This window comes from Shinella sp. NM-101, assembly GCF_021401195.1.
Classification (GTDB): domain Bacteria; phylum Pseudomonadota; class Alphaproteobacteria; order Rhizobiales; family Rhizobiaceae; genus Shinella.
The window spans coordinates 32909-59208 of record NZ_JACBFT010000020.1 but is presented as its reverse complement, the minus strand read 5'-3'; the positions used below and the strand labels follow the sequence as shown (position 1 = coordinate 59208).

Here is a 26300-nt window from a genome sequence, read left to right as displayed (position 1 = left end):
CCCCGCGACCGGTTCTCGACAAGAAAGCATCCGCATGGCCTATACCCACAGCTCGTACAACGAGGTCCTCATGATGCTCGGCGGCGCGCTGCTTGCCGCGCCCATCTTCAAGCGGCTCGGGCTCGGCACCATTCTCGGCTATCTCGCCGCCGGCGTGGTCATCGGGCCGATCCTGCACCAGATCCGCGACGGGGAGGAACTGCTGGGCGTCGCCGAGCTCGGCGTGGTCTTCCTGCTCTTCCTGATCGGGCTGGAGCTGAAGCCGTCGCGCCTTTGGGCCATGCGGCGCGACATCTTCGGCCTCGGCCTGGCGCAGGTCGGCGTGACGGGCCTCGTGCTTGCGGGACTGGTCTTCGCGTTCCGGCTGGAGGAATGGGACGGCGCGCTGATCATCGGCTTCGGCCTTGCGCTCTCCTCCACCGCCTTCGCCATGCAGATCCTCGAGGACGAGGGCGACGTCAACACCCGCTACGGCCAGCGCGCCTTTTCCATGCTGCTCCTGCAGGACCTTGCCATCGTGCCGCTTTTGGCGCTCATCCCGCTGCTGGCCGAGCAGAAGCCGGAGGACACGACCAGCGCCTTCGAGGACTTCACCATCGCGGTCGCCGCCATCGCCGCGCTGCTGGCCGCCGGCCGCTACCTGCTGAACCCTCTGTTCCAGGTCATCGCCCGCACGGGCGCGCGCGAGGCGATGATCGCGGCGGCGCTCTTCGTCGTGCTGGCCGCCGCCATGCTGCTGCAGATGGCCGGCCTCTCCATGGCCATGGGCGCGTTCCTCGCCGGCGTGCTGCTTGCCGACTCCTCCTACCGGCATGAATTGCAGGCGGATGTCGAGCCGTTCCGCGGCATCCTGCTCGGCCTGTTCTTCATGGCCGTGGGCCTGTCGCTGCATCTCGACGTCGTCTTCTCGAGCTGGCTAACGATCCTGATCGCGACGCCCGCCGTCATGCTGGTCAAGAGCCTCGTCATCTACGGGCTCTGCCGCTTCACCGGCTCGCCGCACAACGATGCGGTGCGCATCGCGCTCGTACTGCCGCAGGGCGGCGAATTCGGCTTCGTGCTGTTCACCGCGGCCTCGGCCGCCGGCATCTTCTCGGGCGGGCTCGCCTCGCTGCTGATCGCCATCGTCACGATCTCCATGGCGCTGACGCCGATCGCCGCGGCGCTCTCGCGCTTCCTGCTGGTGGAGGATCTGGAAGAGGAGATCGAGGAGGATTTCGGCGATGCGGGCGCGGACGTGCTGATGATCGGCTTTTCGCGCTTCGGCCAGATCACCGCGCAGATCCTGCTTGCCGGCGGGCGCGAGGTGACGGTCATCGACCATTCGACGGATCGCGTGCGGCAGGCGGCCAGCTTCGGCTTCCGCATCTATTTCGGCGACGGAACGCGCAAGGACGTGCTGCGCGCCGCCGGCATCGAGCGCGCCAAGATTGTCGCCATCTGCACGCAGGGCAAGGGCACGACGGACCGCATCGTCGATCTCGTGCAGTCGGAATATCCGAACGCCACGCTCTTCGTGCGCTCCTACGACCGCATCCACACCCTGGAGCTCCGGTCCAAGGGCGTGCAGCACGACGTGCGCGAGACCTTCGAATCGGCCCTCGTCTTCGGCCGCGAGACGCTGGAGGAACTCGGCGTCGAGCCGGACGACGCGCTGGCGATCAGCGACGACATCCGCCGCCGCGACCTGGCGCGGCTGGAACTGCAGGCCGTCGAGGGCATCACGGCGGGACGGCACATGCTGCATTCCAAGCCGGTGAAGCCGGAACCGCTGGTCAGGCCGAAGAAGAAGACCCAGGCCGAGATCGACGAGGAGGAGAGCGCCGCGTAGGACACTTCGGTCCAAAAAGCGGAAGTGCCCTAGATGGCGGAGAGCTTCGCGTCGAGCGCCCGCTTCAGCTCGTCGCGCATGCCGGCGGAGGCGGCGAGCACCTCGCCGGCCTTGGCGAAATCGAGCACGCGGAAGCGGCCGACATCCGGCCGCAGGAAGATATCCGGCGCGCTCCTTTCGAGCTTCAGCGTGACGATGGAGCGCATGGTGAGCTGCGTGGCGCCGTAGAGGCTGTCGACGCTGTTCGGCACCTGCGCCGTGCCGGCCGGCGGATGGCCGATGACGTCGACGCCGATGGTGACATCCGCCCTGCCGGCGAGGTGGTCGAAGGGCACGGGGTTCCACAGGCCGCCGTCGATCATCACCCGGCCATTCAGCACCACGGGGCGGAAGACGGCCGGCAGCGCGGCGGAGGCGGCGATGGCCGGTAGCAGCGGACCGCTTTCGCAGACGCATTCGCACTGGGCATAATAGTCCGACGCGATGACCTTCAGCGGAATGGACAATTCCTCGAAGGCCTCCGGCAGGCGATCGGGCAGGAAGGCCTTCAGGACGCGTTCCAGGTTGAACTGCCCGACGCGGAAGCCGCCCGCGACCATCTGGGACAACCCCGCAGGACGCAGGCTCCAGAGACGGTTCATGATCTGGCCCGGACGACCGATGGTGGCGAGCGTATGCTCGCGGATCTCGCGGCCCGTCATGCCCGCCGCCATCGCCGCGCCCATGATGGCGCCGATGGAGGCGCCCGCTATCAGCACCGGGCGGATGCCGAGCTCGTCGAGGACTTCGATGACGTGGATATGGGCGAGGCCGCGCGCGCCACCGCCGCCGAGCGCGATGGCGACGGTCGGGCCGCCCGCCGGCGGGGTATCCAGGGAAACGAGGGCGTCTGTCATCGCTCGGGTCTCCTGCGGCGGCTCAAATCAGCCGGCGCGGTAGCGATAGAAATGCATGCGCGTGTCGCCGAAGGTGCGAACCTCCAGGAGTTCGAAACCATCGACGGCGACAGGCTGAATATCGGCGCGCTCCTCCAGGATCGCAAGGGCGCCGTCGACGAGCCAGCCGCCGCGGTGCGCCGCCTCCAGCGCGCGCTCGCCGAGGCCCTTCGCATAGGGCGGGTCGGCGAAGAGGAAATGGAACGGTTCCATCGTGCCGATGCCGCCGAGGGCGGTGGCGTCGCGCCGGAAGATCTTTGCGCGCCCGATCACGCCGAGCGCCTCGATATTCGAATGCAGGAGCCCCCTGCCCTCGACGCCCTGCTCGACGAAGAGCGCCGCGCGCGCGCCGCGCGACAGGGCTTCGAGGCCGACGGCGCCGGTGCCCGCGAAGAGATCGAGCACGCGGGTGCCGTCCAGCGCCTCGGGATAGGCATGGGACAGGATGTTGAACAGGCTTTCGCGCGTGCGGTCCGTCGTCGGGCGAATGTCGTCCGACTTCGGCGTCGCGAGCGAACGGCCGCGAAACTCTCCGCCGACGATCCGCACGATGCGTTACTTCCCCTTGCCGCGCGGACGGCTGCCGCCCGCGGGACGGCCGCCACCGGGCTTGCCACCAGACGGGCGTCCGCCCGGCTTGCCGCCGAAGGACTTGCCGCCGGGTTTTCCGCCGAAGGGCTTGCCGCCGTCGCGGCGCGGCGGACGATCCGAGAAGGAACGCTCGCCTTCCGCACGCGGCTTGCGCTCGCCGAAGGGCCGGTCGCCGCGCGGCGGGCGGTCGCCGAAACCGCGCGGGGCCCGCTCGTCGCCGGCGCCGCTGCGCTTGCGGCCGAAGCCGCCTTCATCGCGGTCGCGCGCTTCCGGTTCGGAGGCGCGGATCCACTCGCCGTCCGCGTCGCGCGTCTTCAGGATGCGCGGCTTTTCGACCCTGTCGTCGCCCGGACGCCCGCGGGCGGGGCCCTTGCGGTCGGGATCGAACTTCTTCGACGAGCGGGTCGGGGCGCCCTCGGCCGTGCGGCCGTAGCGCTTGGTCTTCGGCGCGCCTTCGGGGCGTTCGCGCGGCTCCCGCTTCACGCCCTCGGCATCATCCGCCTTCTTCTCGGCAACCGGACGGGCGCCCGGCGCCATCCAGACGTTGGACCTGCGGGCGCGGGTGGCCGGCTCGCGCTTCGGCTTGCTGTCGAAGCGGCTATCGTCGCGGTCGCGAGCGCCGCCGCGCGGTTTGTCGCCGAAGCGGTCGTCACGCCTGGTGTCGAGGCGGGCGCGGGCCTTCTCGCGCCGGTCGCCGGGCTTCTCGCGGCGCTCGGCGGGTCTTTCGGCCCAGGCGGGCGCTTCGCCGGCGCTCTTCTTTACGGGCTTTTCCTCAGCATCGTCGGGTGCATGGTCGAAGAGCGGCGCGTCGAAATTGGCCTTGGCTTCCTCGATGAGGCGCGGACCGAGCTGGTCGCGCAACGTGCGGCCGCGGATTTCCTGCGCGTGGCCTTCCGGCAGCTCGCCGAGCTGGAAGGGTCCGTAGGAAATGCGGATCAGGCGGTTCACGTCGAGGCCGAGCGCGCCGAGCACGTTCTTGACCTCGCGGTTCTTGCCCTCGCGCAGGCCGAGCGTCAGCCAGACGTTGGAGCCCTGCACCTTGTCGAGCGTCGCATCGATGGCGCCGTAGAGCACGCCTTCGACGGCAATGCCTTCCTTCAGCTTGTCGAGATCGGCCTGCTCGATCTTGCCGTGGGCGCGCACGCGGTAGCGGCGCAGCCAGCCGGTGGTCGGCAGCTCCAGCATGCGCGCGAGGCCGCCGTCGTTGGTGAGCAGCAGCAGGCCTTCGGTGTTGATGTCGAGGCGGCCGATGGACATGACGCGCGGCAGGTCCTCGGGAAGGTTCTCGAAGACCGTCGGGCGTCCCTCGGGGTCGGCATTGGTCGTCACGAGGCCGGCCGGCTTGTGGTAGAGCCAGAGGCGCGTGCGCTCGATGCCGCGGATCGGCATGCCGTCGACCTCGATGCGGTCGGCGAAGGTGGCGTTGACGACGGGCGTGTCCAGCACCGTGCCGTTCACGCTGACGCGGCCTTCCATGATCATGCGCTCGATGTCGCGGCGCGAGGCGACGCCCGCGCGGGCGAGCAGCTTGGAGATGCGCTCGGGGGCGAGCTCCGCACCTGCCGCAACGCCCGGAGCGGGCCTTTCGGCACGGGCGGGCCCGGCATCGCGCGGCGCGGATTTTCCGGCGGGCGGCTTGCCGGCCGGCTTCTTGCCTGCGGGCTTGCCGGCGGCAAAGGATTTCTTGCCCGTGGCCGCCGATGCGGCGCCACGCGGCTTGGTATCGCGGCCCGGGGGCTTGCCGCCCGGCCGTTTTGGCTTGTCTTTGGATGTCATTTGTGCTGCCTGCGTTTTGCCGTGTCCTATCAGGTCAGGCGTCCGGGGTTAAGAGGAATTCGTGCCGCGCATGACAAATCGCTTCATGGAGATCGCGCTCGAGGAAGCACGGGCGGCCGGCGCGCGGGGCGAAGTGCCGGTCGGCGCGGTGCTGGTGCTGGACGGCGCGGTCGTCGCGCGGTCGGGAAACCGCACACGCGCGGAGAACGACGTGACCGCCCATGCCGAGGTCGCCGTGATCCGCGAAGCGTCCCGCACGCTCGGGCAGGAGCGGCTGGCGGGCGCCGACCTCTACGTGACGCTGGAGCCCTGCACGCTCTGCGCCGCCGCCATTTCCTTCGCCCGCATCCGCCGGCTCTACTACGGCGCCGAGGATCCGAAGGGCGGCGCGGTGGAGAACGGCGTGCGCTTCTTCGCCCAGCCGACCTGCCACCATGCGCCCGACGTCTATTCCGGTATCGGCGGCGTGGAGGCCGCGGACATCCTGAAGGATTTCTTCAAGGAAAGGCGCGAGGGCTGATGGCGCTGCTTCTCGTTTTTGCCACCCTCGCCGTCATGGCCCTCATGTCGGCCATCGGCGCGCGGCGCATCGCGCCGGGCAAGGCGCGTCTGACGATGCAGTGGGGACTGGACGGAAAGCCGAACTGGAGCCTGCCGCGGCCCCTGGCACTCGCCTTCATTCCCGCCGTCGCGGCCATCCTGCTCTTGGCCCTCGCGTTCGGCGGCGAAACCTTCGGGACGATGCTGCCGGCCTCGGCCGCCTTCATCGGCATGCATGGGCTGCACCTCGCCCTGCTGGCGCGGCGGGGCGGATAGGGCTTTCAGCCCTCGGCGAAACGCTTCAGCCGGTCGCCCGTCAGGCGGTAGCGGACCCATTCCCTGTGCGGCTCGGCGCCGATCGCCTCGTAGACCCGGATCGCCGGCTCGTTCCAGTCGAGGACGCTCCATTCGAAACGGGCGCAATCCTCCTCGACCGCGATGCGCGCGAGGTGGCGCAGCAGCATCTTGCCGACCCCGGCGCCGCGATGGGCGGGCGTCACGTAGAGGTCTTCGAGATAGAGGCCGTTCTTCGCCTGCCAGGTGGAATAGGTCTTGAACCAGACGGCGGAGCCGGCCGGCTCGCCCGCCTCGGTCTCGCAGATCGCCGCGAAGCTCACCGAGCCTTCGCCGAACAGCGAGGCCGCGACCGTCTCTTCCGTCGCGGCAACTTCGTCGAGGGCGTTTTCGTAGTCAGCCAGTTCGCGGATGAAGCGCAGGATGATCGCGGCATCCGCCACGGTCGCCGGGCGAATTCGATAGGCGGTCATCCGTCAGAAGGGCCACCAGGAGGAGCCGGACTGCTTGGCGGCCTTGGCCTCCTTCTTGCGGCGGCGTTCCTTCTGCTTCTCGGGTTCGCCGAGATCGGCCTGTGCCTGCTCGGGAAGGCGGCGGTAGTCGACCGGCGGATCGCTCAGGTAGCGGCGCTTGTCGGAATAGGTGCCGTCCTGGAGGCGGCGGGCCTCGCGATAGGCCTGCGTCTGCGACGCGACGCCAACCTGCTGGGCATTCGAGTGCTGGCTGGCCAGCGGCGAGCGGTAGCCCGGATTGTTGGTGTTCGCATCCGCCTCGTCACGCAGGCGCTCGCGCATGTCCTCGGGATTTTCCAGCCATTGCGGATTGTCCTTGGCGGCCACCGACTGCTGCGGGCTGGACAGAGCCGTCTTGTCCTTCGGCACGACGAGGCTGCCGCGCGGCTGGTAGCGGATCTTCTTGGCGTCCTTGTTGTCCGGCTGGATCATGACGGCGTTGCCGAGGTCGTCCATCAACTGTTCGCCGGCGGTCTTGTCCGTGCCGTAGGTCGGGCCCATGCAGCCGGTCAGGAGAAGGCTGCCGCCGAGAAGGCCGAGAAGGCCGGTACGCACCCGAATATTTCGCGTCATTCTCATGAATACCCTTCCAGCAGAGCCGGTACGCCGAAAACCTGTCACGCGGCAAAAGTCCGCCGTGCCATGGCGGAACAATCCGACCATTTTCAGGCAGCATTACCGGATGATGCCCCGAAGCGCAATTCATCCGGGCAAATCGACGGCCGGAAAGCACCGGCCGTCAACAGTCAAGGCGGTCAGGCAGCGCGGCGGAAACCGATCTCGCGCAGCGCCGCGGCATCGCGCGCCGAGACATCCGGGTAATCCGGGTCGGAGCCGACATCGGTCGTGATGCGCCAGGAGCGCGCGCATTTGACGCCTTCGGCAAGCTTCGGCTCGACCGAGACCTTGGCGACTTCAGCCAGGCGGAAGGCACCGGCCGGGCCTTCGCCGGCAACCACCGTGATGGCCGAGGTGATGCAGATCTCCGCAAAGTCCTGGCCTTCCAGCGCCTTCAGCAGCTCCGCGTCGCCGACATGGACGACGGGGGCGGCTTCCAGCGAGGCGCCGATGCGCTTTTCACGGCGCTCGATCTCCAGCGCGCCCGTCACGACCGAGCGCACGTCGCGGATCTTCTCCCACTTGGCTTCCAGCGCATCGTCACGCCATTCGGCCGGGACAGCCGGGAACTGTTCGAGATGCACCGAGACGGCATCCGGCTTGCGGGAAAGCCATGCCTCTTCCATCGTGAAGGGCAGCATGGGCGCCAGCCAGGTGACGAGGCACTCGAACAGCTTGCGGATGACCGAGAGCGCGGCGCGGCGCTTCAGCGAGGACGGGGCGTCGCAGTAGAGCGCATCCTTGCGGATATCGAAGTAGAAGGCCGAGAGCTCGACGTTGGAGAAGTCGATGAGCGCGCGGGTGATCTTCTTGAAATCGAAGGCGTCGTAGCCTTCGCGCACCAGAACGTCGAGCTGCGACAGGCGATGCAGCATCAGCCGTTCCAGCTCCGGCATGTCGGCAAGGGCGATCTCCTCGCCCGTGTCGTGGGCGAGCGTGCCCAGCATCCAGCGCACCGTGTTGCGCAGCTTGCGGTAGGCGTCGATATTGGTCTGGATGATCGTCTTGCCCAGGCGCTGGTCTTCCCAGTAGTCCGTCGTCATGACCCAGAGGCGCAGGATGTCGGCGCCCGATTCCTTCATCACGTCCTGCGGCGAGACGACGTTGCCCTTGGACTTCGACATCTTCTCGCCCTTCTCGTCCATGGTGAAGCCATGGGTGACGACGGCGTTGTAGGGCGCGCGGCCGCGCGTCGCGCAGCTTTCCAGCAGCGAGGAATGGAACCAGCCGCGATGCTGGTCCGAGCCTTCGAGATAGACGTCGGCCGGCCATTTCAGGTCCGGGCGGTCTTCCAGGGTGAAGGTGTGCGTCGAACCCGAATCGAACCAGACGTCGAGGATGTCCATGACCTGCGTCCAGCGGGCCGCGTCATGTTCCCTGCCGAGGAAGCGTTCCTTGGCGCCTTCGGCGAACCAGGCGTCCGCGCCCTCCTTCTCGAAGGCTTCGAGGATGCGGGCGTTGACGGCGTCGTCCACCAGCACCTCGCCGTTCTCGTCGGCGAAGACGGCGATCGGCACGCCCCAGGCGCGCTGGCGCGAGAGCACCCAGTCCGGGCGGCCCTCGATCATGGCGCGCAGGCGGTTCTGGCCGGCGGCGGGCACGAAGCGGGTGTCGTCGATGGCGGAAAGCGAGCGCGAGCGCAGCGTGGTGCCGTCGCCGAGTTCCTTGTCCATGTAGACGAACCACTGCGGCGTGTTGCGGAAGATGACCGGCTTCTTGGAGCGCCAGGAATGCGGATAGGAGTGCTTCAGGCGGCCGCGGGCGAAGAGCGTGTTGGACGCGATCAGCGCCTTGATGACGCGCTCGTTGGCATCGCCCTTCTTGCCGTTGTCGTCCATGACGCGCGCGCCCTCGAAGCCGGGGGCGTCGGCGGTATAGAAGCCGGCGTCGTCGACCGGGAACGGGATCTTCGAGGAGATGCCGCGCGCTTCCAGCTCGCGGGCCTTCGCCGTCCAGGCGTCGAAGTCCTCGCGGCCGTGGCTGGGCGCCGTGTGCACGAAGCCCGTGCCGGCATCGTCGGTGACATGGTCGCCGTCGAGCAGGGGAACGGGGAAGGTGTAGCCGAGGTCCTTGAGCGGATGGGTGCAGGTGATGGCGGCCAGTTCCTCGGGCGCCACGTCGCGCACGAACTTGAAGGTAAGCTTCGCCTTGGCGGCGGCCTCGTCGGCAAGGCGCGTCGCGAAGATCAGCTTTTCGCCCGGCTGCGGGCCGAAGTCGTTCTGGGCGCTTTCGACCTCATAGAGGCCGTAAGGGAAGCGCGAGGAGAAGGCGATGGCGCGGTTGCCGGGGATCGTCCAGGGGGTGGTGGTCCAGATGACGACGAAGTTGCCCTGGAGGTCGGCCGGGCCTTCGACGATCGGGAACTTCACCCAGATCGTGTCGCTCTCGACATCGGCATATTCGACCTCGGCCTCGGCCAGCGCCGTGCGCTCGACGACCGACCACATGACCGGCTTGGAGCCGCGGTAGAGTTGGCCGGACTTGGCGATCTTCAGGAGCTCGCCGGCGATGCGGGCTTCCGCGTGGAAGTTCATCGTCGTGTAGGGGTTCTCGAAGTCGCCCTCGATGCCGAGGCGCTTGAACTCCTCGGTCTGGACCTTGATCCAGCCGCTGGCGAAGTCACGGCATTCCTGGCGGAACTCGTTGACCGGGACCTCGTCCTTGTTCCTGCCCTTCTCGCGGTACTTTTCCTCGATCTTCCATTCGATCGGAAGGCCGTGGCAGTCCCAGCCGGGCACATAGTTGGCGTCGTAGCCGCGCATCTGGAAGGAGCGGTTGATGACGTCCTTCAGGATCTTGTTCAGCGCGTGGCCGATATGGATGTTGCCGTTGGCATAGGGCGGGCCGTCGTGCAGCACGAACTTCTCGCGGCCGGCGGCGGAGGCGCGCAGCTTCTTGTAAAGCTCCATCTTCTGCCAGCGGGCGACCGTTTCCGGCTCCTTCTGCGGCAGGCCGGCGCGCATGGGGAAATCCGTCTGCGGCAGGTAGAGGGTGGACGAATAATCGACTTTTTCGGCTGTATCGGTCATGGGTGTGGCTATCGTCTCGTCGCGCGTCTTTCGCGCATGCGGGGAAATATCGGTCAATGCACCGGCAATGACGGCGGGGGCGTCGTCAGCAACGCCCGAAATCCCGGACCTTCCGGCCTCGCTCAGAGCGCGCGGAAGGCCGGGCCACTAATTCGCAGATCGATGGTCGGCCGGTGGAGCATCATGCGCGCGGTCTTACGGCCTTTTCGGCGTTTTGAAAAGCCTGCAAGCGCCGCAATCGACCGCGTGCCGGCACGAACGCCCGCTAATCCCCGGCAAGCGGCGGCCGTACGGGGCGCCTGCCTTCCGCGCTGCGCACGACCAGCCGCACCTCCGGCATTTCGCGGCTGACGACGACGGGCATGCGCTCACGCATCTCGCGACGAAAGCGGGAAGCATTGCGCGTGCCCCAGACACCGGCGAAAAGCTCGCCCGTCGCCTCGTGCCTGAAAACGGCCGCTCCGCCGAAGGCGGCCGAAAGCCCGTCCGCATCGAAGGCTCCGCCGCCGCCATAGACGGCGACGACCTTGTCCATGGGCGCGATGCTGACCACGGTATCGCCGGAAGGCGCAAAGCCCACCGAACGGAAGAGATGGACGGGGCAATGCGCGCCGCTCATCGCGGCCTCAGAAACAGAGACGCCGGTCGATGGCCCCGAGCGGCCTGACGCCGGAAAGCAGGGCCCTTGCCTCCTCCTCGTCGCGCTTCATCTGCACCACGAGGGCATCGAGGCCGTCGAATTTCAATTCGTCGCGCAGGTGGCCGAAGAAGGAGACGGCGCAGACCTCGCCGTAGAGGTCGCCGGAGAAATCGAACAGGAAGGTTTCGAGCAGCGGGGCGCCGTTCGCATCGACGGTCGGGCGGCGGCCGTAGCTGGCGACGCCGTCGTGGAGGCTGCCGTCCGGGCGGCGGAAACGCACGGCGTAGATGCCGTTGCGCAGTTCCACCTCGGACGGAAGCTGCATGTTGGCGGTGGGATAGCCGAGCGTGCGGCCGAGCCGCTTGCCGCCGATCACCTCGGCCTCGACCGTATAGCGGTAGCCGAGCTGGCCGGCGGCTTCCGCGACCTCCCCCTCGCCGAGCAGCGCGCGGATGAAGCTGGAGGAGATGACCGAGGCATTCTCGTCGCGGAAGGCGTCGACGAGCGTGACGCCGAAGCCGTTGTCCTGGCCGGCCGCCATCAGGAAGGCGGGGCCGCCTTCCCGGCCCCTGCCGAAATGGAAGTCGAAGCCGGTGACGACCTCGGAAGCGTGCAGCCAGTCCATGAGGACGGAGCCGATGAAGTCGTGGGCGGAGATTTCGGAGAAGCTGCGGTCGAAGGGATATTCGATGACGGCGGAAAAGCCCATGCCTTCGAGGATGCGGGCCTTGAGCGGAGCCGGGGTGATACGGAAGACGGGGCGCTCCGGGCGGAAGACGGTGCGCGGATGCGGCTCGAAGGTCAGCACCAGCGCCGGGATGGCGCGATCCGCCGCGATGTCGAGCGCTCGCTGCAGCACGGCCTGGTGGCCGCGGTGCACGCCGTCGAAGTTGCCGATCGCGATGACGCCGCCGCGCAGAGGCTCCGGCAGCGGCTCCCTGGTCTCGTTCCTGTGAAATACCGTCATGCCGACCGTCTCCATCCCGTCACTGCAGCCGGGGCATCCACCATTTCGGATGGGCATCCTCCGTCGCGAGGAAGGCGGCGAGCCTTGCCTCGTCGGTACGCCCGCCTTCCACATAGTGCCCCGCGTGGATGCCGCCTGAAATGTACAGCACGTCGAGGCCATAGGCCTGCGCGCCGCGGACATCGGTCGGCATGCCGTCGCCGATGGCGATCACGCGGGCCATGTCGAAGGCGCCGCGCACCGCGCGCAGCTCGGCCAGCGACTTCTCGTAGATCGGCCGGTGCGGCTTGCCGGCGATGCGGGTCGTGCCGCCGAGCTCTTCATAAAGCCCGGCAAGCGCGCCGGCGCAGGCGATGAGCTTGTGGCCGCGCTCGACGACGAGGTCCGGATTGGCGCAGATGAAGGGCAGGCCGCGCGCGGCGAGCGCCGCCAGTTCCTCGCGATAGTCCTCGACGGCTTCCACTTCGTCGTCGCGCAGGCCCGCGCAGACGACGATGCCGGCCTCCTTAAGCCCGACCGTCTCGACATCGAGACCGTCCAGCAGCGGCAGGTCCTTCTCGGCCCCGATGAAATAGACCTTGCCCGGGCCTTCGGCGATCAGCGAACGGGTGACGTCGCCCGAGGTGACGATGCGGTCATAGGCGTCGTCGCGAACGCCGAGCCCGCGGATCTGCACCTTCACGCCGGGATGGGGACGCGGGGAATTGGTGATGAGCACGACCGCAAGACCGGCCGCGCGGGCTTCGGCGAGCGCCTCGGACGCGTGGGAAAAGGCCTCGACGCCGTTGTGCAGGACGCCCCAGACGTCGCAGAGCACCGCGTCGTACTGCGCGGCGATGTCGCGGAAGGATTGGATGCGTTGAGCCATCAGGGATTCCCGTGTCGAGATCGAGCCCGGCTGACATTGCAAAGCGACGCCAAGAAAACAAGCCTCTTCCCGCAATTTTGCCCCATCCACAGGGAAACGGGCGAAAATTCACGAAGCTGCCTTGATGGCGTGCGACATGGCTCCCATCTGCCGGCTGCGGCAACCATGCCGGCCGAAATAATTTCGATGGTCCATTCTTGACTCGAAACGCGCGGGCGCCTATCTCGGCTCCGCTAGCACTCCTTAACGGCGAGTGCTAACATCAATCCACCGGGTCCGCATCGCGATCCGTCATGTCATTTGATCGAGGGATAAGACAATGGCAAGCACCACCTTCCGCCCGCTTCACGACCGCGTCGTCGTTCGTCGCGTCGAATCCGAAGCCAAGACCAAGGGCGGCATCATCATTCCGGACACCGCCAAGGAAAAGCCGCAGGAAGGCGAAGTCGTCGCCGTCGGCTCCGGCGCGCGTGACGAATCCGGCAAGGTCGTCGCACTCGACGTCAAGGCCGGCGACCGCGTCCTGTTCGGCAAGTGGTCCGGCACCGAAGTCAAGCTCGACGGCGAAGACCTTCTGATCATGAAGGAAGCCGACATCATGGGCATCATCGGCTGATCTCGCCGATAATTCCTTCCCCAATTCGCTGATACCTCTTCAGGAGTTCTCACAATGGCAGCCAAAGAAGTCAAATTCGGCCGCACCGCACGCGAAAAGATGCTGCGCGGCGTCGACGTCCTCGCAGACGCCGTCAAGGTAACGCTCGGCCCGAAGGGCCGCAACGTCGTCATCGACAAGTCCTTCGGCGCTCCGCGCATCACCAAGGACGGCGTTTCCGTCGCCAAGGAAATCGAACTGGAAGACAAGTTCGAGAACATGGGCGCCCAGCTCGTCCGTGAAGTCGCTTCCAAGACCAACGACATCGCCGGCGACGGCACGACGACCGCGACGGTTCTGGCCCAGGCCATCGTCCGCGAAGGCCACAAGGCCGTTGCTGCCGGCATGAACCCGATGGACCTGAAGCGCGGCATCGACCTCGCCGTCGCCGAAGTCGTCAAGGATCTCCAGGCCAAGGCCAAGAAGATCAACACCTCGGAAGAAGTCGCCCAGGTCGGCACGATCTCCGCAAACGGCGACAAGCAGGTCGGTCTCGACATTGCCGAAGCCATGCAGAAGGTCGGCAACGAAGGCGTCATCACGGTTGAAGAAGCCAAGACCGCCGAAACCGAACTCGAAGTCGTCGAAGGCATGCAGTTCGACCGCGGCTATCTCTCGCCCTACTTCGTGACCAACCCGGAAAAGATGGTCGCCGACCTCGAAGACGCCTACATTCTCCTGCACGAGAAGAAGCTCTCGAACCTCCAGGCCATGCTCCCGGTTCTCGAAGCCGTCGTCCAGACCGGCAAGCCGCTGGTCATCGTCGCTGAAGACGTCGAAGGCGAAGCCCTTGCGACCCTCGTCGTCAACAAGCTGCGTGGCGGCCTCAAGATCGCTGCCGTCAAGGCTCCGGGCTTCGGCGACCGCCGCAAGGCCATGCTCGAAGACATCGCCATCCTGACGGGCGGCACGGTCATCTCCGAAGACCTCGGCATCAAGCTCGAAAACGTCACGCTCGACATGCTCGGCCGTGCCAAGAAGGTCTCGATCTCCAAGGAAAACACGACGATCGTCGACGGTGCCGGCCAGAAGGCCGAAATCGAAGGCCGCGTCGCGCAGATCAAGGCCCAGATCGAGGAAACCACCTCCGACTACGACCGCGAGAAGCTGCAGGAACGCCTTGCCAAGCTCGCCGGCGGCGTTGCCGTCATCCGCGTCGGCGGCTCGACGGAAGTCGAAGTGAAGGAAAAGAAGGACCGCATCGACGACGCCCTCAACGCGACGCGCGCTGCCGTTCAGGAAGGCATCGTACCGGGCGGCGGCGTCGCCCTGCTCCGCTCTTCCACGAAGATCGCCGCCAAGGGCGAGAACGACGACCAGGAAGCCGGCATCAACATCGTGCGCAAGGCTCTCCAGTCCCTCGTTCGCCAGATCGCGGAAAACGCAGGTGACGAAGCCTCCATCGTCGTCGGCAAGATCCTCGACAAGAACGAAGACAACTACGGCTACAACGCCCAGACCGGCGAATACGGCGACCTGATCGCACTCGGCATCGTCGACCCGGTCAAGGTCGTCCGCACGGCGCTCCAGAACGCCGCTTCGGTTGCCTCGCTGCTGATCACGACGGAAGCCATGATCGCCGAACTGCCCAAGAAGGACGCTCCGGCTATGCCGGGCGGCATGGGCGGAATGGGCGGCATGGACATGATGTAAGACCTTCGGGTCCTGCATCCGAGCCAAACCGGTTCAGTTCGGAAAGGGCGGTCTTCGGGCCGCCCTTTCTGCATTTTCGCGGCGGCCAAATCTGTATCGTTGCCGTGAAAAGAATTTTTCCATTTGTACAATAATTATCAAAAAGACGTTGAAGGCATCAAAAAACCAACTATAAAGGCGCCCCAAGTGAACTTTAAAGATTCACCCGGGGTTCAGGTGCTGGTTTTGACGCAACGGTCGGCCGTGCCGCCGAACTCCCAATTCCAGAAAGCCGCCGGAAGACCCGAACGAAAGTCGACCGCGGTTTTTCGCGCGTACGTCCGATCCGCATGCCGTGGAAGCCGGACGCAGTTCAGTACATGAGAAAATGGTTCGGCGGTTTCGCGAGAAATGTCAGCCGGAGCGTCTTTTGCGCATGTCGTGCCCCCTTGCGGGAGGACGTGCCGTCCGAATTCGAGCAACTGCCCTGGGGTCGTAGGTGTTCAAGATAATCAAGACAGATCTCTCGGCGCCCTTTCTGCCGGGCTCGATGGGCTTCGACGAGACGGACAACGAACTGCTCACGCAATATTGCGTGACGGAGCGCTGGACCGGCGATCTCTCCAACGGCCTCTTCACGCTCGGCGAGAAGGCGGCGCAGGCGCATGGCCTGCCGCAGCGCGCCTGCGGGCTTCTCAACCTCATCCGATGCTACGAGCCGCTCGACCGCACGCGGGTGCTCGAACTCTTCGAGCAGGCGGCCGCCTCCTCCTCGTCCTTCTGCTTCTCCACGACGATCCACCTCGACGGCGCGCCGCGCCAGCCGGTGTTCTGCGTCGGCGAATCGACAGGCCTGGAGGAGAAATACGCCGGCACGATCATCGGCGTCTTCATCTTTCCGCGCTTCCAGATCGACCTTGCCGGGCGCCGCTTCAAGCGGCAGTAGGCGCCCGCGCCATCCGGCCACCCCGATCCCGCCTCAGGCGGCTTCGCTGGCCTGCCCGGCCGGCCGGATGCGCTCGATCGGCGCCGGCCTTCCGAGGAAGTAGCCCTGTGCCTCGTCGCAGCCTTCGTCGAGAAGGATGTCGAGCTGGCTGCGCGTCTCAACGCCCTCGGCGAGCACCGGCACGCGCAGCGTCCGGCCGAGCGCCAGGATGGCGCGGATGATCGCCTTCGCCTCGGCGCTCGCCTCCACCTCGCTCATGAAGCTTCGGTCCAGCTTGATCTTGTCGAAGGGGAAGGCGCGCAGGGTCTCCAGCGACGAATAGCCCGTGCCGAAATCGTCGATGGCGATGGTGACGCCCAGCGCCTTGATGCGGCGCAGCGTCTGCAGCGCGCGTTCCTTGTCGCCGATGATGGTCGATTCGGTGATCTCCAGCTCCAGGCGGTGCGGGCCGAGGCCGGTTTCCAGCAGAACCTGCTGGACGAGGTCGGCGACGTCGGCGTTGCCGAGCTGGACGGGCGACAGGTTGACGGCGATCTTGTGGTCGTTGTCCCAGGTCGCGGCCTCGCGGCAGGCCTCGCGCAGCACCCATTCGCCGACCGGCAGGATGGCGCCGCATTCCTCGGCGATCGGAATGAACGCGGACGGCGGGATGGTGCCGCGCACCGGATGGTGCCAGCGCAGCAGGACCTCGTAGCCGATCGTCTCGCCGGAATTGACCGCCTTCTGGACCTGGTAGTGAAGCTGCAGTTCCCTGCGCTCCACCGCCTGCCAGAGATCGTTGGCGATGAGGCGGCGATCACGGGCGGCCTCGTCCATCGAGACCTCGTAGAAGCAGACCGTCTCCGTCAGCGCCTCCTTGGCACGGTACATGGCAAGGTCGGCATTGTTGAGCAGGGCCTCGATATTGTCGGCATCCTGCGGATAGATCGCCACGCCGAGGCTGGCGCCCGGCTTGATGTCGTAGCCGTCGATGCGGATTTCCGCGTTGAGGCAGGATTCGAGGCGCTGGAGGAAATCGGTCAGCTCCGACATGTCCTCGAAGCGCTTCGCCGCGGCGAACTCGTCGCCGCCGAAGCGGGCCACCGTCTCGTCCGCGCCGAGGCAGGCCTGCATGCGCCGCGACAGCGTGACGAGCACCTCGTCGCCGGCCGCGTGGCCGCGCGTATCGTTGATTTCCTTGAACTTGTCGAGGTCGATGCCGATGGCCGCGACCTTGCAGCCGGAACGGCGGGCGGCATCGAGGTCGGCGTCCAGCCGGTTGTTGAAGCTCGCGCGGTTCGGCAGGCCCGTCAGGTTGTCGTGGCGGGCGAGGAAGGAGATCTGTTCCTCCGAGCGCAGGCGCTCCGAGACGTCCTCATAGGTCGCGACCCATGCGCCATCCGGCAGGGTGCGGTAGCGCAACTGGACCGAGACGCCGCTCGGCAGCTTCTCGACGATCGCGCCGCCGTCATTCGCCTGGATGGCGGCACGGCGACGGGCGTGGACGTCGCGGGCCTTCGCCTGCCAGACCTCGGGATCCGAGCAGAGGTGGGCGACACCCTGCTCGACGATCTCGCGCAACGTCATCCCCGGCCGGATGTGGCCGTCCGGGAAGCCGAAGATCTCACTGTAGCGCCTGTTGGCGAGCAGCAGGCGCTCGTCCTTGTCGAACAGGCAAAGGCCCTGCGACATGTTCTCCAGGGCAAGGTCGAGGTTCTTCGTCACCTCGGCGAGCCGGTCGGCCGCCGCCTTTTCCTCCGTCACGTCCTTGACGATCTTGGCATAGCCGACGAGCGCGCCGTCGGCATCGTGAATGGGATCGAGCACGACATTCGCCCAGAAGCGCGAGCCGTCCTTGCGGTAGCGCCAGCCCTCGCTCTCGCACTTGCCTTCCTTGCGGGCGATGCGGAGCGTGCGCTCCGGCACGCCGGCCGCGCGGTCCTCGGCGCTGTAGAAGCGCGAGAAATGCTGGCCGACGATCTCGTGCGCCTTGTAGCCCTTGTGGCGCTCGGCGCCCTCGTTCCAGTTGGCGACGCGGCCTTCGGGGTCGAGCATGCAGATCGCATAGTCCTTGACGCCCTGCACGATCATCGCGAACTGGCGCGTGCTCTCCGTCGCCGCAAGCTCGGCCTGGCGGGCGAAGACCGCCGCCGTCAGGCCGGCGAAGAGCAGCGAGAAGGCGACCGCCGCGATCAGCGGCACCATGAGGCCCGTCGAGATCAGCGTGTCGTCGCTGACGGGCATCAGGCCCGGCTCGACGGTGACGGCCGCCATGCCCGTGAAGTGCAGCGACACGACGGCGAATGCCATCAGGATCGTGGCGAGCGCCCGCTCGCGCGCCCGCGGCCGGGGATGCATGCAGACGAGCAGCGCCAGCGCGCCGAAAAGGCCGGCGCAGACGACGGAGGCGGCCACATAGGCATGGTTCCAGTGAAGCGTGCCGGGCAACTCCACCGCCGACATGCCGATATAGTGCATGGAGGCGATGCCTGCGCCGAGCAGGAGACCGCCCGCGACGACGGCGCTGCGGCCCGCAAGATAGGTGGCGAGCGCAAGGCCGATCGCCGTGACCACGATGGCGACGGCCAGCGAGACCAGCGTCAGCCTCATGTCGTAGCCGACGACCACGCCGGGATCATAGGCGAGCATCGCGATGAAATGCGTCGCCCATATGCCGAAGCCGCTCGACGTGCCCGCCGCCCCCAGCCACAGGGTGCGGGCCATCTTCTCAGCCGCCCGCGCGCGCTGCGCCAGCGCTACCGCCACGTAAGAGGACAGGAAGCAGATCAGGGCTGCGAGCAGGACGAGGCGAAGGTCGTGCTCGACGGTAATGCAGGCAAGGATGCGGAACATGGATCACCGGTGGGAGGGCAAGATGGCTCCAGACATCCCGGCACCCCTGAAAAATCCGTAAACCGCCCCAGTTCGAGATGGCGATGCCCGACCTTACGTCTGCCCATGCTTAACAAATATCAAAATGACACAACCGTCTCCATCAAGAGCAGCAAAGCCGCTCAACCCTGGCACGGCGGAGCCTCAGAGCGTCAGCGCCTTGAGGTCCGTCGCCGGGTCTTCGAGGGCTGCGCGGTCGGGCGTGCGGCCCATCTCGATCAGCTTCTTGCCGACGACATAGGCCTTGGCGTCGTTGACGGCATCGACGGCGATCAGCTTTCCTCCCCGGAAATACCAGACCGAGACAGCTCCCTCGCGCTGGCCGGGGCGCACGAATGTGTCGTCGAAGCCCAGGCAGAAGCCGGCGATCTGCAGCTTGACGTCATACTGGTCGGACCAGAACCAGGGCTTCGGCACGTAGGGCGCATCGCCGCCGGCGATGACCGCGGCGGCCGCTTCCGCCTGGTCGACGGCGTTCTGCACGGATTCCAGCCGCACGCGGTTGCCCTCGAAGGGAAGCACGGCGCAGTCGCCCATCGCGAAGATGGAGGGATCGGAGGTTCGGGCATGGGCATCGACGACGATGCCGTTCGCAACCTCCAGCCCGGCATCGCGGGCGAGCCGGTCGTTCGCGGCGACGCCGATGCCGGCGATCACCACGTCCACCGGCAGCACGAAGCCGTCGGAGAGCTCCGCCCCGGTCACACGGCCGTTCTCGCCGAGGAGGCGGACGAGTCCGGTCTTCTCGCGCACGTCGACGCCGCGCGCGGTGTGGATGGCCTTGAGGATCGTCGCCGTGGCGGGCGAGGCGACGCGGGCGAGGATGCGGTCGGCCATCTCGATGACGGTGACATGCAGCCCCCTGCCCCGCGCGACGGCCGCGGCCTCGAGGCCGATATAGCCGCCGCCGACGACGAGCGCCCGGCGGCCCTCCTGCATTTCGAGGCCGAGGCGGTCGGCATCGCGGTAGTCGCGCACCGTGAAGACGCCCTCCAGGTCGCCGCCGATCTCGGCCGGCAGGCGGCGGGGCGTCGCGCCCGTGGCGAGCGCCAGGACGCCGTAATGCAGGGTGGAGCCGTCGCCGAGGCTCACCGTCTTTGCCGCGCGGTCGATCGCGGTGACCTCGGTCGACAGGCGGATGTCGACGTTGTTTTCAGCGTACCAGTTCTCCGGCCGGAACATCAGGCGGGAAAGGTCGGCCTCGCCGAGCAGGTATTTCTTGGAAAGCGGCGGGCGCTGGTAGGGATGGCTCGCCTCGGCGGCGAGGATGGTGATCGGCCGCTCGTCCTTCAGCGCGCGCAGCTTGGCAACGAGCGCAAACGCGGCCTGACCGCCGCCCACAACAACCAGTCTTCCCGTCACGATGCTTCCGTCCCGTCTCTCGCCCTGCCCTCGGGCATTTTGTTTTCCGCACGCAAAGCGGCCGCGCGCTGCCCAAGAGGTAGCGCGCTCCGGCGCGCGGCGTCAACGCGTCGCCACGCCGCCGGATCCTTCGTCTGCGTCAGGACGCGGCGGGGATCTCCAGGCCCTTCTGTGCGGCCGGCCGGGCAAGGCACCGCTCCAGCCAGGCCATGACGGCGGGGAAGCCCGCATAGTCCAGGGCCTCGCGGCCGCCATAGAAGACGTCCGCGCCGCGCACCCACGGGAACGTCGTGATGTCCGCGATGGTGTATTCGTCGCCCATGACCCAAGGGCGATCCTTGAGGCGCGCCTCCAGTACGGACAGGAGGCGCTTCGATTCGTCCCGGTAGCGCTCCACGGGATAGGAATTGTTGGCGACCTTGTCGGCGGCGAACTTGTGGAAATGGCCGAACTGGCCGAACATCGGCCCGATGCCGCTCATCTGGAACATCACCCAGCACAGGGTCTCGTAACGGGCAGCGGGATCGGCGGGGATGAGCCTGCCCGTCTTTTCCGCGAGATAGACGAGGATCGCGCCGGATTCGAAGAGGCCGATCGGCTTGCCGCCCGGCCCGTCCGGATCGATGATCGCGGGAATGCGGCCGTTCGGGTTGAGCGACACGAATTCCGGCGACTTCACGCCCTCCGGCCCGAACTCGATGCGGTGCGGCTCATAGGCAAGGCCGAGTTCCTCCAGCGCGATCGATACCTTCACGCCGTTCGGCGTCGGCAGCGAATAGAGCTGGATGATGTCGGGGTTCCTTGCGGGCCACTTCTTGGTGATGGGGAAGGACGACAGGTCTGCCATGGACGGACTCCTTGCGGGTGAGGGTTCATAGATAGGACAGCGCGCCGGCCGATGTCAGGGTGCGGGCGGGAAATTTCCGGTGGAGCTTCGGCAAGCGGCCGCCCCTCATCCGACCTGCAGGTCGCGTTCTCCCCGCAAGCGGGGCGGGGTATGCAGCACCGTTTTCCTTCCCATCCCAGGCAGGCTGGAGAGGAAGCGCGTTAGGCCGGGAAACCGGTCCGGCGCGTCTCCTTCTCCCCGCTTGCGGGGAGAAGGTCGCGGCGGCGGGATGAGGGCAAATCTGCCTCTACAGCACCGCGCGCACCCGCTCGACGATCTCGGCCACCACCGCATTGTCGTTGTGCTCGGCCTTCCGGGCGCGCACGAGGCAGGCTTCGGACCGGAGGATCACGCCGTCCGACAGGATCTTCAGGTGGTTGGCGGCAAGGGTCGAGCCGGTCGAGGTGATGTCGACGATGATGTCCGCCGAGCCGGAGGCCGGCGCGCCTTCCGTGGCGCCGAGGCTTTCGACGATGCGGTAGAGCTGGATGCCGTGGTTGCCGGAGAAGAACTGCTGCGTCAGCCGCCAGTATTTCGTGGCGATGGTCAGGCGCCGGCCGTGGCGGGCGCGGAAGTCCGCGGCGACATCGCCGAGGTCGGCCATGGTGTCGACGTCGAGCCAGATCTCCGGCACGGCGACCACCACGTCCGCATGGCCGAAGCCGAGGCGGGCGCAGAATTCGACGCGGGCATCGGCCTCCGCCAGCCCCTCGCGCACGAGGTCCTCGCCGGTCACGCCGAAATCGACGGTGCCGCTCGCGATCTCGCGGGAAATCTCGGAGGCGGAGAGGAAGGCGATCTCGATATCGTCGCGCCCCTCGACGCGGCCGCGATAGGACCGGTCGTTGCCGACCGCGGTGACGGTGAAGCCGGCGCGGGCGAGGACGGCGGAGCTGTCCTCCTTCATGCGGCCCTTGGAGGGAAGACCGATGGTGATGGTCATGCGGCGGCTCCCCCGGCGCTTGCGATACGGTCGAGCCAGAGCGAGAAGCCGACGGCCGGGATGCGCTCCCTTGCGCCGAGCAGCGTCAGCAGCCGGTCGAACCGGCCGCCGCCGGCGAGCACCGCGGCATCGCCGGCCGGCGTGATCTCGAAGACGAGGCCGGTATAGTAATCGAGCGGGCGTCCGAAGGCGGCGCGGTAGGTGATCGTCGCCGGATCGACGCCAGCCTCTCGCAGCGCCGAAACGCGGCTCTCGAAACGCTCCAGCGCCGCGCCGAGGACAAGCCCCGCCTTCCGCGCGAAGGCGGCGAGCGCCTCGGGGGCTTCGGCAAGGCTGATCTCCAGCGCCAGGAATTCCTTCAGCAGCGCCAGCGTGCGGCTGTCGAGCCGCGTGTTGGCCAGTTCCATCTTCTCGCGCAGGCGGCGGGCGATGGCGGCGGGGCTGCGGCTGGCATTGGTGGAATAGCCGGTCGCCTCCATCGTCGCGTCGATATGGGCGATCAGCTTTGCCTCGTCGTCGAGCATGCCGAGGATGGCAAGGCGCTCGACCTCCGGGCCGAACACGCCTGACGGCGCGGGATCGGAAAGGTCGGCGATCAGCTTCTGCAGGTGCGCATGGTTGCCGAAGGCGTGGATGAGGCGCTTCTGCCAGCCGGCCGGAAGGCCGCAGGCGGCGACGACCGCCTCGAAGACGCCCTGGTCGCCGAGCGTTACGGAAAGCGGCGTGCCCGGAAGGCGGTTGGAGATGACGTGCAGCGCGTCGCGCACGATGCGCGCGTCGGCGCGGGCAATGTCCGGCTCGCCGAGATCCTCGATGCCGGCCTGGTAGAACTCGTTCGCCCCCTCGCGGCGCTGGCGGAAGACCTCGCCGAGGTAGGAATAGCGCCGCGGCGTGCCGGTCGCCGTCTCGATATGGCGCAGGCATACGGGGATGGTGAATTCGGGACGCAGGCACAGGCTCTTGCCGGTCTCGCTCTCCGTCATGAAGATACGCCGGCGCAGGTCCTCGCCCGCCATGTCGAGGAAGGGTTCGGCCGGCTGGATGACCGGCGTGTCGACGCGCTCCGTGCCGAGCCCTTCAAGGTCGGCGACAAGATCGGATGCGAAGGCGGGCAGGTTCGTCAGGGGCATGGGAAGCGCTCCGGGCATGAGGCGGCAAAGGCCCGCCTCATCCGGTCCTTCGGGCCACCTTCTCCCCAGGGGGAGAAGGGAAAACGAAACGCAGCGGCATGTCCCTTCTCCCCTCGGGGAGAAGGTGCCGGCAGGCGGATGAGGGGGCCTTGCCGCACGATGTCCATCACCCCTGCCGCGCCCGGTCTTCGGCCTGCGCGTCGAGGATTTCGCGGACCTTGGCGACCAGCTCGGCCTCGGGCACGGAAACCTGCGCGACGCGCGCCTCGCGCCAGGCGATGTTGTCCTCGATCTCGCCGGAAAGGCGCTTGCCCTCGATCAGGTCCTTGATCTGCACGAGGCCTTCCGCGCGCTCGTCGCCGCCCTGGATGATGGCGACCGGCGCACCGCGGCGGTCGGCATATTTGAGCTGGTTGCCGAACTTCTTCCAGTTGCCCTGGTACATCTCGGCGCGGATGCCGGCGGCGCGCAGGTCCTGCGTGAAGCGCTGGTAACGGCCCATGCTCTCGACGTCGCCATCCATGACGGTGACGAGGACGGGCGCGAGCACCTCGTCCTCACCGAGCTTGCCGAGGTTCTTCAGCGCCGTCATCAGGCGCGAGACGCCGATGGAAAAGCCCGTCGCCGGCACCGGCTGGCCCATGAAGCGGGACACGAGGCCATCGTAGCGGCCGCCGCCGCCGACCGAGCCGAAGACGACCTTCTCGCCCTTCTCGTTGGTGACGGCGAACTGCAACTCGGCCTCGAAGACGGGGCCGGTGTAATATTCGAGGCCGCGCACGACCGACGGGTCGATCTTGATGCGGTCCGGGCCGTAGCCGGCCGAGGTGACGAGGTGGCCGATCTGGTTCAGTTCCTCGACGCCCTCGGCGCCGTTCGCGGTGCCCTCGACGAGTTTGGCAAGGTCCGCAGCGCTTTGCGCATAGTCCTTGATGCCGACGAAGAAGAGCACCTTGTCGATCTGGCCGGCATCGAGGCCGGCGCCCTTGGTGAAGTCGCCGGATTCATCCTTGCGGCCGGCGCCGAGCAGGAGCCGGACGCCCTCGGGGCCGAACTTGTCGAGCTTGTCGATGGCGCGCAGCACGGTGAGGCGCTGGCCGACCTTGTCCTCGCCGCCGAGGCCGATCGCCTCCAGCACGCCGTCGAGGACCTTGCGGTTGTTGACGCGGATGACGTAGTCGCCGCGGGCGATGCCGAGCGCTTCCATCGTGTCCGACATCATCATGCACATCTCGGCATCGGCCTGCACGCCGGCCGCGCCAACCGTATCGGCATCGAACTGCATGAACTGACGGAAGCGGCCCGGACCCGGCTTCTCGTTGCGGAAGACGTAGCCGGCGCGATAGGTGCGGTAGGGAAGCTGGATCTCGTTGAAATTCTCCGCGACATGGCGGGCGAGCGGCGCCGTCAGGTCGTAGCGAAGGCTCATCCACTGGTCGTCGTCGTCCTGCAGCGAGAAGACGCCCTCGTTCGGCCGGTCGGCATCGGGCAGGAACTTGCCGAGCGCGTCGGTATATTCGAAGAGCGGGGTTTCCACGGGGTCGAAGCCGTAATGCTCGTAGACCTTGCGGATCTTTGCCGTCATCTCGTTCACCGCGCGGATGTCCGCGGCGTCGCGATCAACGAAGCCGCGCGGCAGGCGGGCTTTCAGCTTCTGCGGTTTTTTCTGCTTTTCGCTCATCGGGATACCCGAAATTCCTGTATTTCCGTTGGGGTTTCCCTAGCGGATTGGGCGGGCAGCGGCAAGGGCGCAGGCGCCATGCATCATGACGGCGCGAGGGAGAATGCCCCCCTGCCTTTCGTCCGCTGGCAGATGATGGAGAGAACCGGCGCGCCCTCGCGGGTCGCCTGCCCGCGACGATGCGTCCCCAGCCGAGCCTTTTCTTTTGCGCGCCGGGCGCCTATCTCTCGTTCCATGAGACAGGTCGTCTTCGTCCTCGCCATTCTCGGCGCCGTGCTTTCCGGCTGGATACCGGCGGTTGCCGCAACGCTGGCCGCCGCCCAGCCGGCCGGCATGCACGCGATGCACCGGATGCAGGAGGAGAATGGCGGCGAGCACGGCAAGGCGAAGCCCGCCGCCCATCCCCTCGCCTGCTCGGCCTGTTTTGCGATCGAGGCCACGCGGCTGGAGCCGCCGGACGGTCGCGCGACCCTTTCGAGCCTGCTTCCCGCCACCGTGGCGCAGCTTGCCGGCCTGACGCCGCCGCCGCTCGATCCCCCTCCCCGGTTCCGCATCCCTTGATCCATCCGGGGCGTCCCGCCCCTGACAATCACCCGTATTGAGAACTGGATTCAAGACAATGAACGCAAGGAACATGATTCTCGGCGCAGCCATGGCGCTCGCCTTCACGCTGCCCGCAATGGCCCAGGAGGCCGACCATTCCGGCCACATGAGCGCAAGCGACATGGCGGTCGACCAGAGCGCCTCCACCAAGGCCTTCACCGCCGCGAACGACCGGATGCACAAGGGCATGGCGATCGAGTTCACCGGCAATGCCGACGCGGACTTCGTGCGCGGCATGATCGCCCATCATCAGGGCGCCATCGACATGGCCAAGGTGGAGCTCGAGCACGGCAAGGACCCCGCCATCCGCACGCTCGCCGAAGAGATCGTCCGCGCCCAGGAGGGCGAGATCAGGATGATGGAGGAGTGGCTGGCAAAGAACGCCAGGTGAGCCGCACCGGATACGAGCAGGTCCGCCGAAAGGCGGGCCTGACCGGTCGAAGGACGTGAACCCCGGGCCGGGCACGGGAATGGCGGCGGGCGAGTAAGGCAAGGACCGTCCGGCGGTGCGGCATGCGGAACCGTCGCCGGCGCTCCCGGCCCTCCTCGCGCGCCGTCGCCCCCGCGCCCGGCCCGGGCGGCCGCGACCATGGGGCGCGACCGTCGTCGAAAAGCAGAACCCGCCGAAACGGCGGGTTCCCGGAATGCCTATTCGCCCGCGGAAAGGCCGCGGGCCGCCGAAGCCTCGACAAGGGAGGCGGCGATGGCGCGGGCCATCATGAGGCTGGTTTCGCGGATTTCGGTATTGCTGCCGCTGCGTGCGGAGCGGATCAGACGAAAGCCTTCACGAAGCATGATCTCCTGCGCCTTGTCGCAGGCCCAGAGTTCAAGTCGAGAATCATCGATTGCAGTTGCTTTTGGCGACATGTTCCCCTCATGCCAAATCATTCAGCACAAAGCGGCACGCGACTACGCACGCGCACGTCAACCCCAGAACTTCCGATGTATGAATTCGCCGCTCAACCTTAAGCTACATGATTCGTTGTAAAA

At 67.2% G+C, this 26300-nt stretch carries 24 protein-coding genes; 8 read left to right on the top strand and 16 right to left on the bottom strand.

All coding sequences use genetic code 11. The features are described 5' to 3' along the window. The first annotated feature begins 34 nt into the window (after positions 1-34). A complete protein-coding gene (locus tag L0976_RS25005) occupies positions 35-1831 on the top strand; it encodes a monovalent cation:proton antiporter-2 (CPA2) family protein (protein ID WP_203318012.1) in 1797 nt (598 codons plus the stop codon). 29 nt (positions 1832-1860) lie between these two features. Here the strand turns inward: L0976_RS25005 and L0976_RS25000 are convergent, their stop codons facing one another. The 3 genes from L0976_RS25000 to L0976_RS24990 are packed head-to-tail and all read right to left on the bottom strand — an operon-like array spanning position 1861 to position 5133. Then, on the bottom strand, positions 1861-2727 hold the full coding sequence (locus L0976_RS25000) for a patatin-like phospholipase family protein (RefSeq protein WP_234189674.1): 867 nt from the start codon (positions 2725-2727) through the stop codon (positions 1861-1863). 27 nt (positions 2728-2754) lie between these two features. Further along, positions 2755-3315 (bottom strand): 16S rRNA (guanine(966)-N(2))-methyltransferase RsmD, encoded by a 561-nt coding sequence (gene rsmD / locus L0976_RS24995; RefSeq protein WP_203318009.1) that lies wholly within the window; start codon positions 3313-3315, stop codon positions 2755-2757. 6 nt (positions 3316-3321) lie between these two features. Then, the gene (locus L0976_RS24990) at positions 3322-5133 is read right to left on the bottom strand and encodes a pseudouridine synthase (RefSeq protein ID WP_234189673.1); all 1812 of its coding nucleotides are present in this window, start codon (positions 5131-5133) and stop codon (positions 3322-3324) included. 70 nt (positions 5134-5203) lie between these two features. Here L0976_RS24990 and L0976_RS24985 point away from each other — a divergent pair, with 70 nt between their 5' ends. Beyond that, complete coding sequence (locus tag L0976_RS24985; protein WP_234189672.1) at positions 5204-5653, top strand: nucleoside deaminase; 450 nt, start codon at positions 5204-5206, stop codon at positions 5651-5653. Beyond that, positions 5653-5949: a hypothetical protein gene (locus L0976_RS24980; RefSeq protein ID WP_234189671.1), complete on the top strand. Its 297-nt coding sequence runs from the start codon at positions 5653-5655 to the stop codon at positions 5947-5949. The genes L0976_RS24985 and L0976_RS24980 overlap by 1 nt, the downstream gene beginning before the upstream one ends. 5 nt (positions 5950-5954) lie before the next feature. Here the strand turns inward: L0976_RS24980 and L0976_RS24975 are convergent, their stop codons facing one another. From L0976_RS24975 to L0976_RS24950, 6 genes are all read right to left on the bottom strand, one after another. Continuing rightward, a complete protein-coding gene (locus L0976_RS24975) occupies positions 5955-6440 on the bottom strand; it encodes a GNAT family N-acetyltransferase (RefSeq protein ID WP_234189670.1) in 486 nt (161 codons plus the stop codon). Positions 6441-6443: 3 nt separating this feature from the next. Continuing rightward, on the bottom strand, positions 6444-7058 hold the full coding sequence (locus L0976_RS24970) for a hypothetical protein (protein WP_203318005.1): 615 nt from the start codon (positions 7056-7058) through the stop codon (positions 6444-6446). A gap of 176 nt (positions 7059-7234) precedes the next feature. After that, positions 7235-10126, bottom strand: coding sequence for an isoleucine--tRNA ligase (gene ileS / locus L0976_RS24965; RefSeq protein WP_234189669.1), 2892 nt, complete (start codon positions 10124-10126; stop codon positions 7235-7237). Positions 10127-10391: 265 nt separating this feature from the next. Further along, a complete protein-coding gene (locus L0976_RS24960) occupies positions 10392-10745 on the bottom strand; it encodes a hypothetical protein (RefSeq protein WP_234189668.1) in 354 nt (117 codons plus the stop codon). A gap of 7 nt (positions 10746-10752) precedes the next feature. Beyond that, positions 10753-11733: a bifunctional riboflavin kinase/FAD synthetase gene (locus L0976_RS24955; RefSeq protein WP_234189667.1), complete on the bottom strand. Its 981-nt coding sequence runs from the start codon at positions 11731-11733 to the stop codon at positions 10753-10755. Between the two features lie 19 nt (positions 11734-11752). Then, positions 11753-12601, bottom strand: coding sequence for a TIGR01459 family HAD-type hydrolase (locus tag L0976_RS24950; protein WP_234189666.1), 849 nt, complete (start codon positions 12599-12601; stop codon positions 11753-11755). Positions 12602-12920: 319 nt separating this feature from the next. Between L0976_RS24950 and groES the strand changes: the two genes are divergently transcribed. From groES to L0976_RS24935, 3 genes are all read left to right on the top strand, one after another. Further along, positions 12921-13217: a co-chaperone GroES gene (gene groES / locus L0976_RS24945; protein ID WP_119254427.1), complete on the top strand. Its 297-nt coding sequence runs from the start codon at positions 12921-12923 to the stop codon at positions 13215-13217. Positions 13218-13271: 54 nt separating this feature from the next. After that, positions 13272-14909: a chaperonin GroEL gene (gene groL, locus L0976_RS24940; RefSeq protein WP_203318000.1), complete on the top strand. Its 1638-nt coding sequence runs from the start codon at positions 13272-13274 to the stop codon at positions 14907-14909. Between the two features lie 478 nt (positions 14910-15387). Then, positions 15388-15834: a hypothetical protein gene (locus L0976_RS24935; protein WP_203317999.1), complete on the top strand. Its 447-nt coding sequence runs from the start codon at positions 15388-15390 to the stop codon at positions 15832-15834. A 33-nt stretch (positions 15835-15867) separates the two neighbouring features. Here the strand turns inward: L0976_RS24935 and L0976_RS24930 are convergent, their stop codons facing one another. The 6 genes from L0976_RS24930 to hisS all read right to left on the bottom strand — a co-directional run bounded on the left by L0976_RS24930 (position 15868) and on the right by hisS (position 24707). Next, a complete protein-coding gene (locus L0976_RS24930) occupies positions 15868-18666 on the bottom strand; it encodes an EAL domain-containing protein (RefSeq protein ID WP_234189665.1) in 2799 nt (932 codons plus the stop codon). 183 nt (positions 18667-18849) lie between these two features. Further along, positions 18850-20067 (bottom strand): FAD-dependent oxidoreductase, encoded by a 1218-nt coding sequence (locus L0976_RS24925; protein ID WP_234189664.1) that lies wholly within the window; start codon positions 20065-20067, stop codon positions 18850-18852. Positions 20068-20206: 139 nt separating this feature from the next. Then, positions 20207-20914, bottom strand: a complete 708-nt coding sequence (locus tag L0976_RS24920; protein ID WP_234189663.1) for a glutathione binding-like protein — start codon at positions 20912-20914, stop codon at positions 20207-20209. Positions 20915-21200: 286 nt separating this feature from the next. Then, positions 21201-21896: an ATP phosphoribosyltransferase gene (hisG, locus tag L0976_RS24915; RefSeq protein ID WP_234189662.1), complete on the bottom strand. Its 696-nt coding sequence runs from the start codon at positions 21894-21896 to the stop codon at positions 21201-21203. Next, positions 21893-23026: an ATP phosphoribosyltransferase regulatory subunit gene (locus L0976_RS24910; protein WP_234189661.1), complete on the bottom strand. Its 1134-nt coding sequence runs from the start codon at positions 23024-23026 to the stop codon at positions 21893-21895. Before L0976_RS24910 ends, hisG begins: the two co-directional genes overlap by 4 nt. Before the next feature lie 166 nt (positions 23027-23192). Then, a complete protein-coding gene (gene hisS / locus L0976_RS24905) occupies positions 23193-24707 on the bottom strand; it encodes a histidine--tRNA ligase (protein WP_234189660.1) in 1515 nt (504 codons plus the stop codon). A 234-nt stretch (positions 24708-24941) separates the two neighbouring features. Here hisS and L0976_RS24900 point away from each other — a divergent pair, with 234 nt between their 5' ends. Together L0976_RS24900 and L0976_RS24895 are read left to right on the top strand one after the other, a co-directional pair. Next, positions 24942-25268 carry a hypothetical protein gene (locus L0976_RS24900; RefSeq protein ID WP_234189659.1) on the top strand — a complete coding sequence of 109 codons (327 nt, stop codon included), beginning with the start codon at positions 24942-24944 and terminating at the stop codon, positions 25266-25268. Between the two features lie 58 nt (positions 25269-25326). After that, positions 25327-25701, top strand: coding sequence for a DUF305 domain-containing protein (locus L0976_RS24895; protein ID WP_234189658.1), 375 nt, complete (start codon positions 25327-25329; stop codon positions 25699-25701). A 257-nt stretch (positions 25702-25958) separates the two neighbouring features. Here L0976_RS24895 and L0976_RS24890 read toward each other — a convergent pair whose 3' ends face one another. Beyond that, on the bottom strand, positions 25959-26177 hold the full coding sequence (locus tag L0976_RS24890) for a hypothetical protein (protein WP_234189657.1): 219 nt from the start codon (positions 26175-26177) through the stop codon (positions 25959-25961). Positions 26178-26300: the final 123 nt, after the last annotated feature.

What these genes read in the sequence shown, in the direction of transcription:
- L0976_RS24970 (WP_203318005.1), bottom strand. Translation starts at nt 7,058, where the DNA reads ATGAGAATGACGCGAAATATTCGGGTGCGTACCGGCCTTCTCGGCCTT.
- hisG (WP_234189662.1), bottom strand. Translation starts at nt 21,896, where the DNA reads ATGACCATCACCATCGGTCTTCCCTCCAAGGGCCGCATGAAGGAGGAC.
- L0976_RS24950 (WP_234189666.1), bottom strand. Translation starts at nt 12,601, where the DNA reads ATGGCTCAACGCATCCAATCCTTCCGCGACATCGCCGCGCAGTACGAC.
- L0976_RS24980 (WP_234189671.1), top strand. Translation starts at nt 5,653, where the DNA reads ATGGCGCTGCTTCTCGTTTTTGCCACCCTCGCCGTCATGGCCCTCATG.
- L0976_RS24975 (WP_234189670.1), bottom strand. Translation starts at nt 6,440, where the DNA reads ATGACCGCCTATCGAATTCGCCCGGCGACCGTGGCGGATGCCGCGATC.
- L0976_RS25005 (WP_203318012.1), top strand. Translation starts at nt 35, where the DNA reads ATGGCCTATACCCACAGCTCGTACAACGAGGTCCTCATGATGCTCGGC.
- L0976_RS25000 (WP_234189674.1), bottom strand. Translation starts at nt 2,727, where the DNA reads ATGACAGACGCCCTCGTTTCCCTGGATACCCCGCCGGCGGGCGGCCCG.
- L0976_RS24930 (WP_234189665.1), bottom strand. Translation starts at nt 18,666, where the DNA reads ATGTTCCGCATCCTTGCCTGCATTACCGTCGAGCACGACCTTCGCCTC.
- L0976_RS24985 (WP_234189672.1), top strand. Translation starts at nt 5,204, where the DNA reads ATGACAAATCGCTTCATGGAGATCGCGCTCGAGGAAGCACGGGCGGCC.
- L0976_RS24990 (WP_234189673.1), bottom strand. Translation starts at nt 5,133, where the DNA reads ATGACATCCAAAGACAAGCCAAAACGGCCGGGCGGCAAGCCCCCGGGC.
- groES (WP_119254427.1), top strand. Translation starts at nt 12,921, where the DNA reads ATGGCAAGCACCACCTTCCGCCCGCTTCACGACCGCGTCGTCGTTCGT.
- L0976_RS24920 (WP_234189663.1), bottom strand. Translation starts at nt 20,914, where the DNA reads ATGGCAGACCTGTCGTCCTTCCCCATCACCAAGAAGTGGCCCGCAAGG.
- L0976_RS24895 (WP_234189658.1), top strand. Translation starts at nt 25,327, where the DNA reads ATGAACGCAAGGAACATGATTCTCGGCGCAGCCATGGCGCTCGCCTTC.
- groL (WP_203318000.1), top strand. Translation starts at nt 13,272, where the DNA reads ATGGCAGCCAAAGAAGTCAAATTCGGCCGCACCGCACGCGAAAAGATG.
- L0976_RS24910 (WP_234189661.1), bottom strand. Translation starts at nt 23,026, where the DNA reads ATGCCCCTGACGAACCTGCCCGCCTTCGCATCCGATCTTGTCGCCGAC.
- L0976_RS24960 (WP_234189668.1), bottom strand. Translation starts at nt 10,745, where the DNA reads ATGAGCGGCGCGCATTGCCCCGTCCATCTCTTCCGTTCGGTGGGCTTT.
- L0976_RS24955 (WP_234189667.1), bottom strand. Translation starts at nt 11,733, where the DNA reads ATGACGGTATTTCACAGGAACGAGACCAGGGAGCCGCTGCCGGAGCCT.
- ileS (WP_234189669.1), bottom strand. Translation starts at nt 10,126, where the DNA reads ATGACCGATACAGCCGAAAAAGTCGATTATTCGTCCACCCTCTACCTG.
- L0976_RS24890 (WP_234189657.1), bottom strand. Translation starts at nt 26,177, where the DNA reads ATGTCGCCAAAAGCAACTGCAATCGATGATTCTCGACTTGAACTCTGG.
- L0976_RS24900 (WP_234189659.1), top strand. Translation starts at nt 24,942, where the DNA reads ATGAGACAGGTCGTCTTCGTCCTCGCCATTCTCGGCGCCGTGCTTTCC.
- hisS (WP_234189660.1), bottom strand. Translation starts at nt 24,707, where the DNA reads ATGAGCGAAAAGCAGAAAAAACCGCAGAAGCTGAAAGCCCGCCTGCCG.